The organism is Streptomyces lydicamycinicus (assembly GCF_000829715.2).
Lineage (GTDB): Bacteria > Actinomycetota > Actinomycetes > Streptomycetales > Streptomycetaceae > Streptomyces > Streptomyces lydicamycinicus.
In genome coordinates, this window is the sequence record NZ_BBNO01000008.1 from 218,057 (window position 1) to 230,276 (window position 12,220).

Here is a 12,220-nt window from a genome sequence, read left to right on the forward strand (position 1 = left end):
CACTCACTTGTTCCTTGCCTTCTCGACCAGCTGCAGTACGCCGGCCGGTGTGGGCGTCAGCAGGATGTCGCGCAGCTTCAGCGTCACGCCCAGCCGCTCCTTGACGAGTCGGATCAACTGCACGGCGCCGAGTGAGCTACCGCCACTCGCGAAGAAGTCGGTGTCGTCGCCGATCTCCTGAGGGACGTTGCCCGAGCGGCTGCCCGTGCGCTCGATGGCGTCGCTGAAGAGGGTGGAGATCTGCGCCAGGGCGTCGTCGGCCGCCGGATGTGCGGCCGCGGCGGGGGCGGACTGCCCGGCGGGGGCGGCCACTGCCGCGAGGGCCTTCCGGTCGACCTTCCCGTTCGGGGTCACCGGGATGCTGTCCACGAGCGCCCAGAGCGTCGGCACCATGTACGCCGGCAGGGTGCCCGCGAGCAGGTCACGCAGCTCGCCCGTGCCGAGTTCGGCGTCCGGGGCCGGTACGACGGCTGCGACGAGCCGCTTCTCGGCGCTGTTGTCCCCGGTGACGACGACCACCGAGTCCTTGACCTCGGCATGGGACTTCAACGCGTCGCTGATCGCGCTGAGTTCGATGCGATAGCCGCGCAGCTTGACCTGGTCGTCGGAACGACCGAGGTAGGCCAGCCGCCCCTGGGTGTCGAGCCGGACGACATCACCCGTGCGGTACAGCCTCTCCTGGACGTCGGGCGAGAAGTGCCCGAACCGCCGGGCGGTCTCCGCCTCGTCCCCCACATACCCGTCGGCCAGTCCCTCACCGCCGGTGTACAGCTCACCTACCGCACCGGGCGGGACCAGCCGCCCGCGGCCGTCGAGCACGTAGACACGCGTGCCCGGGACGGGCGTGCCGATCGGCAGCGCCCCGGAGATGTCCTCGGGCCGACGCACCGTGTGGGTGGTGGTGAACGTGGTGTTCTCGGTCGGTCCGTAGCCGTTGGTGATGACCAGTTCGGGGTGGCGGGCCAGGGCGCGAGCGGCGTGGTCGTGCGGTACGACGTCACCGCCGGTCAGCAGCTGTTTGAGGGAGCCGAGCGAGGCGGGGGCGAACTCCTCGACCAAGCGGAACAGGCCCGCGGTCAGCCAGGCGACGGTCACCTTGCGCGCCAGCAGGAAGGCGCCCAGCTCGGTCGGCGAGGGCAGCGCCTCGGCCGGGTAGATCTCCAGCGTGGCGCCGGTCAGCAGCGCGGCCCACAGTTCGAGGGTGGAGGCGTCGAAGGCCAGCGGCGACAGCCGGAGCATGGTCTCGCCAGGCCCGGTCCGTACGTAACCGGCCTCGTGCACCAGCCGGATGACGGCACGGTGCGGAACGCTGACACCCTTGGGCTCGCCGGTGGAGCCGGAAGTGAACGCTACGTACGCCTGTCGAGCCGGGTTGGCCTCGGGCAGCTCCGCCGGCTCGGCGGCCGTGGCGGACCAGGACGCCTCCCAGGTCGGCACCAGGCCGACGCCCCGGAGCCCCTCGTGACCGGCCGACGCGGGCGCGACCATGGCCGCTGCCGGCGCGGCCTTCGCCACGATGAGCCTGGTGTGCGCCGCGGGGAGGCTCAGGTCGACGCCGATATACGCAGCACCGGCCGTCAGGGTGCCGAGGACCGCCACCACCTCGGCGACGGAACGCTCGACCCCGACCAGCACCGTGTCCCCCGCCCGGACACCGGCCTCACCCAGCAGCCGGGCCTGCTCGGCCACGGCCGAGGCCAGCTCGGCGTACGTCAGCTCGACCGCCCCGTCGCGGACCGCGACGGCGTCGGGGAAACGCCGGGCCGTCTCCCGGAACAGTTCGTCCAGGGACGTGGCGGGAAACTCCTCGCGGACCGCGTTGACGGCGGCGAGCTGTGCCCGGCGCTCCTGCGACAGGCAGCGCACGTCCGCCAATGCCAGGTCAGCGCCGACCAGTTGCTCGACCGCGGCCCGGAAGTCGGCGATGAATCCGTCGACCTCCGCCTGGTTCCACACCGCGGTCGCGTACTCCACGTGCCCGGCCAGAGACGGCTCCGACCGGCCGACGAGAAGGGTCAGGTCGAACTGCGCTCCACCGCCGTGGCCCTCTTCGATCCGCACGTCCAGCGTCCGGGTCGTCAGGCGTTGCGGCACCAGCTGGTCGTGCATGCCGAAACACACCTGGACGAGGGGGTGGCATCCGACGCTCCGCTCCAGCCCCAGCCGGGCGACCAGCTCCTCGAAGGGCAGCTGTCCGGCGTCGATGCTGAGCGTCAGGGACCGCTGCACCGAGCGGAGGTAGTCCGCCGTCGTCGCTTCGTCGTCCACGTCGATCCGGACGGGTACGAGGTTGCCCGCGACCCCGACGAGACGCTCCAGCTCGCTGGTGCCGCGCCCTAACAGCGGCACACCGACGAGCAGGCTGCGGGCACCGGTGGTCCGGCTCAGCGTCAAGCCGAAGGCCCCGAGCAGCAGAGCGAACGGGGTGATGCCGAGTTCCCGGGCGCGCCCGGCGACCTTCGTGGTCGGGCCACCGCCGAGGTCGAGCGGGACGCGGGCTCCCGTCGCGTCCTGGACGGGGGGCCGCTGACGGTCGGCGGGCAGTTCGAGCACCGTGGGGACCCCGGTGAGGTGGTCCGACCAGAATGCGGCGTCGCGGTCCCACGTCCCGCCGGCCCGCTGCTCATCCTGGCTGCGGATGAGGGCGCTCAGGGAGACTCCGGGGCCGAAGGCTGCGGGCGCACCACCCTCCAGCTCGTCGTAGCGGGCGAAGATCTCCTTGAGGGTCAGGCCCACCGACCAGCCGTCCAGCACCATGTGATGGGCCGTGAGCACAACGGCCTGTCGCCCGGACGGGTCGGCGAAGTGCAGGAACCGTACGGCCGGCGCGGCCTTGAGATCGAAGGGACGGCGCGACTCCTCGTCCGTGGTCCGCTGTACGTACTCCTCGAAGTCGGCCGGGTCGCCGTCGTGCGTGAAGGTGCGGAAATCCGGGGTGTGCTCGTCGAGGACCTTCCGTACGACACCGTCGTCGCCCTCGTCGAAGACGGTGCGCAGCCCTTCGTTGCGTGCGATGGTCGCGGCGACCGCGGCACGGAAGGTGCCGAGGTCGAGCTTCCCCTCGTCGACGAAGGCGGTGAAGACCAGGTTGTACGGGGAGCCACCCGTGATGGTCTCGATGAGCCACATGCCGCGCTGTGTGTGCGAGAGCCCCTTCGGATCCTGCCCCACCGAGGCGTCGGCCGCCGCGGTCGCAACCGCCCCTTCGGCAACGGCTTCCGCCTGGCCGAGGGCGGTCGTCAGGGGCTCGCCGCCCAGCAGGGCCTTCAGCGGTATGTGCAAGCCGAGCTGTTCTCGGGCCATCGCGTCCAGGCGCATGGCCCGGAGCGAGTCCCCGCCGAGCTCGATGAAGCTCTGCGTCGAGAAACTCGCGCTGTCCGCATCCGTGCCCAGAACGGCGGAGGCGAGATCGTCAAGCGTCATTGGTCAGTCTCCAAAGAGGACGGGGCGGTGGCGATGACCCACGGGATGCGGCCTGGTCAGTCCTGGCCACCGGCCCGCGCGGCACCGAGCAGGCGGTCGCGGGCGCTGCCGGCGGAACCGGACGCCGCGTCTGCGGCCGGGGCGGCGAGCAGCTCGGCGTGTCCGCGTACCGTTCCCGCGCGGAAGAGATCCATCGTCTTGACGACCCGCCCCGTGGCCTGCGTCAGGCGCTCGACGAGAACGATGAGGAGAAGCGAGTCGCCGCCCACGTCGAAGAAGCTGACGTCGTCGGCGACATCGTCGTTGTTGAGGACCTCTTTCCACAGCGAGCGCACGAGCTCTGTGCGCGCCTCGGGGGTGGAGAGATCTACCTCGGCGGCGGACGGGTCGGTCACGGTTTCCTCCAGGGAGTGAGAAAGAGCAAGGGCGTACCGCCGCAGGTCCGCAAGGAAATCGGAAACGGCGTCGCGGTCGTACAGGGCCTTCGTGTAGTCCACGGAGAGCTCCAGCCGCTCGCGGCCGGACTCCTCGTTCAGCCGGACGAACAGACCGAGGTCGTACTTCATGTGCAGAGAGGGCAGCGGCTGGAGCCGGCCCACCACGCCCGGGGCGATCTCCATGTCCCCGGGGACCTCAGCCATGTTGACGAGCACCGTCGACAGCGGTGGCCAGATGACATCACGCTCCGGCCGGACCGCCGCGGTCACGGCGTCCAGGGGCACGTCGCCGTCGATGAAGGCTTCCATCGCCCCGATGCGGGCGTTCCGCAGCAGCTCGCGCCATGTCGTGGTGTCATCGAGCGTTACCCGGATCATGACGGTGTTCATGAACATTCCGATCGCATCGGCGATGGCCGGGTCACCGCGCCCGGGCCAGCCGAAGGCGAAGAGGAAGTCCCGCTGGTCACCGGTCCGTGCGAGGGTGCCGGCCAGCAGGGCGACGACCGTCATGAAGGGGGTGCAGCCCTCTTCTCCTGCTGCCGTCAGAAGGGCTTTGGTGAGGTCTTCGTCGAACTGAACGGCCATGGTGTCGCCGGCCAGGGACGTGTCGTCGGTGTCCCGCCGGAACGGCAGCTTGACCTCGATCGGTGCGCCGCGAAGACGCTCGGCGGCATCGGGCAGGCGCTCGTCGAGTTCGTCAGCCCTAATCATGGTGATCACTTCACTGGGGTGCGGCGGCGCGCTGAGCACGGGTTCGGATCCGTCCGCCAACGCCCGGTACACGGTGGCGATCTCCGCCATGAGGAGGCTCCGCGACCAGCCGTCGCAGACGATGTGGTGCACGGTGAGGACGAACAGTGTGGTCGCTGGGTCAACCCTGATCACCTCGGCCCTGACCGGCGGTTCGCTCCCGAGGTCGAACGGCGTCCAGCACAGCACGTCGACCAGCCGGTTCAGTTCCTCCGCCGCCCAGCCCTCCGCCTTGGCGTCGATGAATCCGACTTCGCCGGGCTCACCGTCGGTGCGGTACTCGACCCGCCGGTGCTGGATGTCCAGACGGAACCGGGAGCGCAGCGCCGGATGCCTTTCCAGGACCCGCTGAACCGCCGAGACCATCAGTCCGTGGTCGATCGGACCCTTGAATTCCACGACTGCCGGAATGAGGTTCGTGACGCGGAGTTGTTCAACCTGGTCGAGGACCCACAGCCCTTTCTGGGCCGGGTTCGCCTCGTACCACACCGTGCCGGGCAGGTTGTGTGCAGACAATGCAGAGCCTTTCGGGGGCACGCAGCGCCCTTATTTTCGGCGTCGCGCCGTGATGGGTACGTGCTTGTAACCGGACGCGAAGTTCGAGATCAGCCGTTCGGGCTTGCCGGCCGGCTGAAACTCCTCGTAGCGGCCGAGCAGTTCCTCGAAGAGGATGCTGATGGTGACCCGGGCGACGCTGTGCCCGACGCAGTAATGCGGCCCGATACCAAAAGCAAGGTGCTTGTTGGGCTTCCGGCGAATATCGAAGGCGTGACTGTTCTCGAACACCTCTTCATCGCGGTTCGCCGCACCGAGCCAGACCACCACAGCATCTCCGGCGGCAATCCTGGTGCCCCGTACCTCGATGTCTCGCGTGGCGTAACGGAGAATGTGGTTCACCGGCGAGGCCCAGCGCAACGCCTCTTCGTAGGCGGTGCCGTTGACCTCGGGATGCGCCGCCCATTCCGCCAGCACGTCGGAGTCGGCGAATTCGGCCATCACAAAGGTCGGCGCATGCGGTGTGGTGACATTGGCGCCGAGCAGCAGGCTGTAACAGTTCGCCACGATTTCACTGGCGGACATGAGCCGGCCCTCGAAACGCGTCGAGATCAGAACGCTGAGCAGATCGTCGCCCAGATTCTCCCGGCGATGACGCATGAGGTCCTGGAAATACCCGAAGAGCTCGCGATGGGCCGCCTGCAGCGTGGCCTCCTTGCCGCCCTCGTCCTGGAACTCGGGGTCGTCGGCGGCGATGCACACGGTGGTGAGCCGGCTGAGCCAGGCCCAGTCCACCTCCGGCAGCCCCATCATCGTCCCGGTGACCGACATGGGCAGCCCCAGCATGGCGGTGCCGAAGTCGAAGACCCCGCCGTCGCCGAGCGGTTCGAGCAGGTCGAGGACCTTGGGCCGGATCATGTCGCGCTGCCGGTCCACCGCCTTGACGGCCAGGGCCTTCTTCAGCCGCGCCTGCCGCTCGGTGTGCTGCGGCGGGTCCGTGACGGCGAGCTGCTGGCCGCCGGCCGGGTCGTCGGTGCCGAGGAGGTCCAGGAGTGTCCCCCGCTCCGACGTGAAGGCGGCGGCATCGCGCAGGACCAGATCCGCGTCGGCGTATTTCACGATCGACCAGAATCCGCGCTGCTCGTCCACCTGATGCCAGCTGAGGCCGTCCAGCGCGCGCATCTGACGCCAGATTTCACGCGCAGTGTCGTCGCTGTACAAATTCGGATCGATGAGATCGGTTAATCCCACATCAACGGGACATCCGGAAATCCGAGCGCCCTGAGTAGAGATGACGGAATCCTTTCATTGATGCGCGCAATGCACATACGGAAATGGATGACGCACCGGGCACCCGCAGGACTCGACCACCGGGTACCGCGTCAACAAACAGTCAGGTAACGCGTCAACAAACACCAAGTTAATAGAAAAAACTGCCCGAGGCTTACGCATCCTCCGTGACGCCCCGAAGCCCAACTTGACGATGATCGAAACATGACTTCTCAACGAGTGTCAACAGCGAATCGTGACGCCACTCTCCCACTGTTATGCCGCTTTAAATGTCCACTACAAGCACTTCTGTCCCGATTCGGCGAGTATGCAGCAGGCGCGGTTCCCCAGCCCTATTGAATTCAAACACCAACTATTGAATCGACGATCACCCCCCACCCCTGGGTCGAAATCTAGTCGACCCTTCACCAAAATTCGGCCAGCCCACAACACTCCCGGTACACCGGGTTCCCGGTGCGCATCGAGTCGCGTAAGGCGCAGTTCTCAGAGTTGAGCGCGCCGAACCCTGTCCGGTCACTCGCGCACCAACTTCCGTGGCACCTGGCGTGTTTCAGCCAAGAGCACAGCGCAGTATCGGCCGCGTGATGTTTCGCCGCCGCCGTCAACTGACCAAAAGGTGATCATGTGTATGCTCGTGCACTCGAACGCATCCCCACCCCCCTCCAGCGCTCCTGGCTTCCCTCCACGCCCGCTCCCGCTCTGCCGCACCCCTCCGGCGCGGGGTGCGTATTCAGCACCGGGCGATCCCCATTCATCTCAGTAGCGCGACAACCAGGGAGTCACAACATGCGTTATCGCACGCTCGGCGTCACCGGCATCGAGGTGAGCACCTACTGCCTCGGAACCATGAACTTCGGCGCCGTGGGCAACCCGGACCACGACGACTGCGCCCGCATCATCCACACCGCCCTCGATCAGGGGATCAACTTCATCGACACGGCGGATATGTACTCGGCAGGAGAGTCCGAGACCATCGTCGGCAAAGCCCTCAAGGATCGCCGCGACGACGTCGTACTCGCCACCAAGGTCCACTTCCAGATGGGCGAGGGCCGCAACCGCAGCGGCAACTCAAGGCGCTGGATCGTCAAGGAGGTCGAGGAGAGCCTCGCCCGCCTGCGAACCGACTGGATCGACCTCTACCAGGTGCACCGCCCGGACTACTCGACCGACATCGAAGAGACGCTCGGCGCCCTCACCGATCTGGTACAGCAGGGGAAGATACGGGCTTTCGGCTGTTCGACCTTCCCCGTCGAGGACATCATCGAGTCCCACCATGTGGCCGAGCGCCGGCATCTGCATCGCTTCCGAACCGAACAGCCGCCGTACTCACTGCTCGCGCGGGGCGTCGAGGCTGCGGTGCTGCCGACCTGTCAGCGCTACCGCATGGGCGTACTGACCTGGAGCCCGCTGGCCTTCGGCTTTCTCTCCGGCCAGTACCGCCTGGGACGCGACATCGACCTCTCGAAGGGTCGCGCGGGGATCGTACCGTCACGCTTCGACCCCTCAATTCCCGGCAACCAAGCCAAACTTGAGGCAGTGGAACAGTTCGCCGGCCTTGCTTCGGACATCGGCTGCACGCTGCCCGAGCTCGCCCTGGCCTTCGTCACCACGCACCCCGCCGTCACCTCGGCGATCATCGGCCCACGGACCACGGAACAGCTCGAGAACGCGTTGAAGGGCGCTTCGGTCACCCTCGACGACGCGACTCTCGACCGGATCGACGAGATCGTCCCGCCGGGGGTCAACCTGTACGACCCGAACGCCTCCTGGCCGCCGCCGGCACTGACCGATCCTGCGCTCCGGCGCCGTCCGCTCACCGATCGAGCCGCCGGATGAGTGGGGAAATCAACACATCCCCAACGACTGGACTCCATCTGTATGTCATCGGGACTCCCCAGTGGCCATTGACACTCGGGCCAGAATTGGGCAAGGATTTCTCCCAAGTCCTTCCTGAGCGTCTCGGGCTCAGTTCGAGCCCGTATCCGCAACCCCGACGGCCCGTTCATCTCCGCCGTCATCCTCCGGGGGTTATCGCTCGCCCTTTCCTGGCGACTTCTTCCTGTTCCTGATTGTCCCGTGCGTCGGGCCCAGGACACGAAGCTACTGTGAGGAGACTCCCGTGAGCCACGATCACGAGGAATCGGATCAGAACACCGCGCCCCGCGACCTGATGACCCGGATCGAGACGTACGAGCGCCCGGTCACCCGACGCCTTTCTCGTACGCACCACACGTGCCGGCACAGCCCCGACGACGAAACCTTCGGGGACAACGACCCCATTTTCTACGGACTCTGATCACCGCTCATCCGGGTTGGGTTTTTCCGTCGTCCGGCACCGGGTCCGAGGGGTGGCGATCCCATCCGTCGGACCGCATCACATTCCGCTTCGCAACACTCGCAAGGAGATATCGCAGTGGCTGTCCAGGATGATCTCTTGGAGACCGCCGGAATCGCCGTGGTGGACCCGTTCTCGCTCTACCGCATCGCCGTGAGTCACACACCGGACGGAAGGGCTCTCGGCGACGCGGCACGAGCGGGGACGATCCGCTTCATCACGCCGGCGATGGCGTTCGCCGTCGCCTGCGGCATGCGTACATGCTGGGACGAGGAGTGCGACCAGGACCATCGGCACGGCACGGGCACCGCGATCCGGAAGTTCCTGGAAGCAGGGGGAGTCGAGATCGTCCACCTCACTCCCGCGGAGACGGTTTCGGCCGGACAGCTGTACGCCGGCTACTTGGACCGCCGCATCACGGGTGCCGAGGTCATGGCGGCCTGTCACTCCGCGCTGCTCTCCAAGAATTCGGGGTCACCGCTCATTTCGGCGAGAAGGGCGTCGTATTGCTACTCGGCCCTCGATCAAGCGAATATCAGTCTCCGTATCAATTTGATCTGACACCACACCCCCATCGGTTACACCGAACAAGGAAGCAGTAGAGTGACCTACTTAATCGCTCAGCCCTGCACCGATGTCAAAGACAAGGCCTGCGTCGAAGAGTGCCCCGTCGACTGCATCTACGAGGGCGAGCGCTCTCTTTACATCCATCCGGACGAATGCGTCGACTGCGGCGCCTGCGAACCGGTGTGCCCCGTCGAGGCGATTTTCTACGAGGACGACGCACCGGCGGAGTGGCAGGAATATCGCCAGGCGAATGCCGAATTCTTTGCCGAGCTCGGCTCTCCCGGTGGTGCCTCGAAGACGGGCGTGATCGATCGGGACCACCCGCTCATCGCTGCTCTGCCCCAGCAGACGCACGCCTGAGAAGGAAACGGAGACCATGCCCGACCCTTCCCGTTGGTTCAAAACCCTCGCTCCTTCCGGCCAGGAGACGGCTCGTGCACCGCACGTCGTGTGCTTCCCTCACTCCGGAGGTGCCGCGAGCGTCTACCGGCCCCTGGGAGTCGAGCTCGCGGGCGATGTCCAAGCCGTCGGCGTGCAGTACCCGGGGCGCCAGGACCGGCACGATGAACCGGTTGTCACGGATCTCCACGAGCTGGCCGACAACATCGCCGAGGCGTTCCGGCAGACGGCCGCAGGCGTACCCGGTGTCTTCTTCGGGCACAGCATGGGCGCGATCCTTGCCTACGAGGTGGCCCAACGGCTCGGCGCCGAGGGGCCTTTCGCCTTGATCGCTTCGGGCCGTCCGGCCCCCTCACGGGTGCGCCTGACCACCTCTTACCTGCTCGACGACACTGCGCTGGCGGAGCAGGTGGCCTGGCTCGGCGGTACGGCGACCGCGCTGCTCGACCACCCTGAGATGCGCTCGCTGCTGCTGCCGCTGATCCGTGGTGACTACCAGGCCAGCGAGACATACCGCCCGCGCGGTGACGGGCCGCTCACCTGCCCCTTGCTGGCGCTGGGCGGTGACGCCGACCCGGTGGCCTCCCTTGAGGACATCCAGGCCTGGTCAGACCACACCACGGGCCCTTTCCGCCTCGAAACCCTCAGCGGCGGCCACTTCTACCTACAGGACCACTGGCCGGCGGTCGCGGACCTCATCCGCTCCGCAGCGCTGGTTCCGGAAGCCTGAGCGCGATCACGGCTTCAGGGAAGGTTCCGCCGAGCCGCGGAAGGCACGCTGGGACAGGTGGCTTCGGATCGTGCCCGGCGGGCCGTCCGCCGGCTCACCGTCTGACCACCGCGCCACTCGTTGAGCCGACCGCCGAAGCGGCGGACGCCGCCGGGCACCCTCCCGTCCCAGCGACGGAGAGGATGCCCGGCAGGCCCGGCCAGGGGCCGGATGCGTCAGTTCCTGGACCGGTGGTCCAGACGCGCCGGGGACGTGCTCACAGCCCGCGCCCCCTCTTCGCCTCCATGGCCGCCCTCCCCTCGGCCCTCTTCCGCTTGTTGTCCCGCCGCAGCTCCGAGCGCACCCGCACATCGGTCTTGGCGACGATCCACTGGTTCTCCCGCATGAGCTTGTGGTAGCTCTCGAGCCGCCGCTCAGCCAGTTCCCCCGACTCGATCGCGGCAAGCACCGCGCATCCCGGCTCCCTGTCATGCGCACAGTCGTGGAACCGGCACCGCTCGGCCACCTCCGCGATGTCCGAGAAGACCTGCCCGACCCCGCTCTCGGCATCGAACAGCCCGACGCCCCGGAGCCCGGGGGTATCGATCAGGACACCCCCGCCCGGCAGGACCAGCAGGTTGCGCGTGGTCGTGGTGTGGCGCCCCTTGCCGTCCACGTCGCGGATGGCCTGGACCTCCATGGTGTCCTCGCCGAGCAACGCGTTCGCGAGGGTCGACTTGCCCGCTCCGGACTGTCCGAGCAGCACCGACGTCCCGCCGGAGGCCACAGCGGCAAGGACATCGAGTCCGTCGCCGCTGCGCGCGCTGACCGGCAGCACCGGCACCCCGGGAGCCGTCGCCTCCACGTCCTGCACGAGATACGACAACGTCACCGCGTCCGGCACGACATCCGCCTTGGTCAGCACGACCAGGGGCTGCGCCGTGGACTTCACGGAGCCCGAGGTTCCGCGCAGCAGTGCCTCGCCGGTCGAGCAGGACAGGGCAAGGGCCAGGAACCGCTCGATGCGCGCGAGGTCGAGTTCATTCCCGAGGGACACACAGATGATGACGTGGTCGATGTTGGTGGCCAGCAGCTGACCCTTGGAGTGCTTGGACGACGACGACCGCACGAAGGCGGTGCGCCGCGGCAGCAGCGTCCGTACATACCGCGTATCGCCGTCCTCACGATCGACCGCGACCCAGTCCCCCGTGCACACGGCCGTCATCGGATTCCAGGACAGGGTGAACTCGGTATCGGCACGCACGGTGCCGACCGGCGTGACGACGTCGCACTGCCCGCGGTCGACGCGTACGACCCGGCCAGGGAGGAGGCCCTGCTCGCAGTAGGAGGCGAACTCGGCCTCCCAGCCCGGGTCCCAGCCATAGGGAGCGAGCGGGTGCGCGGCAGCTGAAGAGGTCGGCAGGGAAGAGAGATTCAAGGGAAACCCTTCACAAGGGCGGTCCCGGCGGCACGCTCACAGGCGCACGAAGGAGGAAAGAGTCAGCCGGAGACCGCAGAGGTGGAGTTGACGAACGTCTGATTACGGGCGAGGCCCCTCGCAAAGACAGTCATCGGTCGCACCTCCTCTTCTCCACACCACTACTCGTGGCAGTCATCAGCCACGGCAGGAAACACGTCTACGCTAACAACGCCGGACGACGGGTGCCACTCGATTCAAGCCGTTCGCCACACCTCTCAACGAGACGACCACCCCACGGCACGGCACACAGACACCAAGCGACACTCGGCCTCACGCCCCGATCCCTCACGCCACCCGCCAGGGTGATCTCGCTCGAACTCAACTCCCTTACA

9 protein-coding genes are annotated in these 12,220 nt (G+C 67.4%); 5 read left to right on the forward strand and 4 right to left on the reverse strand.

The annotated features are described in order from the left end of the window. Positions 1 to 3 precede the first annotated feature (3 nt). From TU31_RS27295 to TU31_RS27305, 3 genes are read right to left on the reverse strand one after another with little or no spacing between them, the layout of a single operon-like run. Positions 4 to 3,423, reverse strand: coding sequence for a non-ribosomal peptide synthetase (locus TU31_RS27295; RefSeq protein ID WP_042159229.1), 3,420 nt, complete (start codon positions 3,421 to 3,423; stop codon positions 4 to 6). A 56-nt stretch (positions 3,424 to 3,479) separates the two neighbouring features. After that, a complete protein-coding gene (locus TU31_RS27300; protein WP_045867337.1) occupies positions 3,480 to 5,129 on the reverse strand; it encodes a condensation domain-containing protein in 1,650 nt (549 codons plus the stop codon). Positions 5,130 to 5,159: 30 nt separating this feature from the next. Continuing rightward, a complete protein-coding gene (locus TU31_RS27305) occupies positions 5,160 to 6,329 on the reverse strand; it encodes a cytochrome P450 (protein WP_245698777.1) in 1,170 nt (389 codons plus the stop codon). An 855-nt stretch (positions 6,330 to 7,184) separates the two neighbouring features. On the opposite strand from TU31_RS27305, the gene TU31_RS27310 reads away from it, so the two are divergent. The 5 genes from TU31_RS27310 to TU31_RS27325 all read left to right on the forward strand — a co-directional run bounded on the left by TU31_RS27310 (position 7,185) and on the right by TU31_RS27325 (position 10,429). Then, the gene (locus TU31_RS27310; RefSeq protein WP_042159235.1) at positions 7,185 to 8,234 is read left to right on the forward strand and encodes an aldo/keto reductase; all 1,050 of its coding nucleotides are present in this window, start codon (positions 7,185 to 7,187) and stop codon (positions 8,232 to 8,234) included. A gap of 283 nt (positions 8,235 to 8,517) precedes the next feature. Continuing rightward, the gene (locus TU31_RS38820) at positions 8,518 to 8,694 is read left to right on the forward strand and encodes a hypothetical protein (RefSeq protein ID WP_158894751.1); all 177 of its coding nucleotides are present in this window, start codon (positions 8,518 to 8,520) and stop codon (positions 8,692 to 8,694) included. Between the two features lie 117 nt (positions 8,695 to 8,811). Continuing rightward, complete coding sequence (locus TU31_RS27315; RefSeq protein WP_042159237.1) at positions 8,812 to 9,294, forward strand: hypothetical protein; 483 nt, start codon at positions 8,812 to 8,814, stop codon at positions 9,292 to 9,294. A gap of 42 nt (positions 9,295 to 9,336) precedes the next feature. Continuing rightward, on the forward strand, positions 9,337 to 9,660 hold the full coding sequence (fdxA, locus tag TU31_RS27320) for a ferredoxin (RefSeq protein WP_042159240.1): 324 nt from the start codon (positions 9,337 to 9,339) through the stop codon (positions 9,658 to 9,660). A 16-nt stretch (positions 9,661 to 9,676) separates the two neighbouring features. Continuing rightward, positions 9,677 to 10,429: a thioesterase II family protein gene (locus tag TU31_RS27325; protein ID WP_052719080.1), complete on the forward strand. Its 753-nt coding sequence runs from the start codon at positions 9,677 to 9,679 to the stop codon at positions 10,427 to 10,429. A 256-nt stretch (positions 10,430 to 10,685) separates the two neighbouring features. On the opposite strand, the gene rsgA is transcribed toward TU31_RS27325, so the two are convergent. Further along, positions 10,686 to 11,846, reverse strand: coding sequence for a ribosome small subunit-dependent GTPase A (gene rsgA / locus TU31_RS27330; protein ID WP_042159245.1), 1,161 nt, complete (start codon positions 11,844 to 11,846; stop codon positions 10,686 to 10,688). Between the last annotated feature and the right edge of the window lie 374 nt (positions 11,847 to 12,220).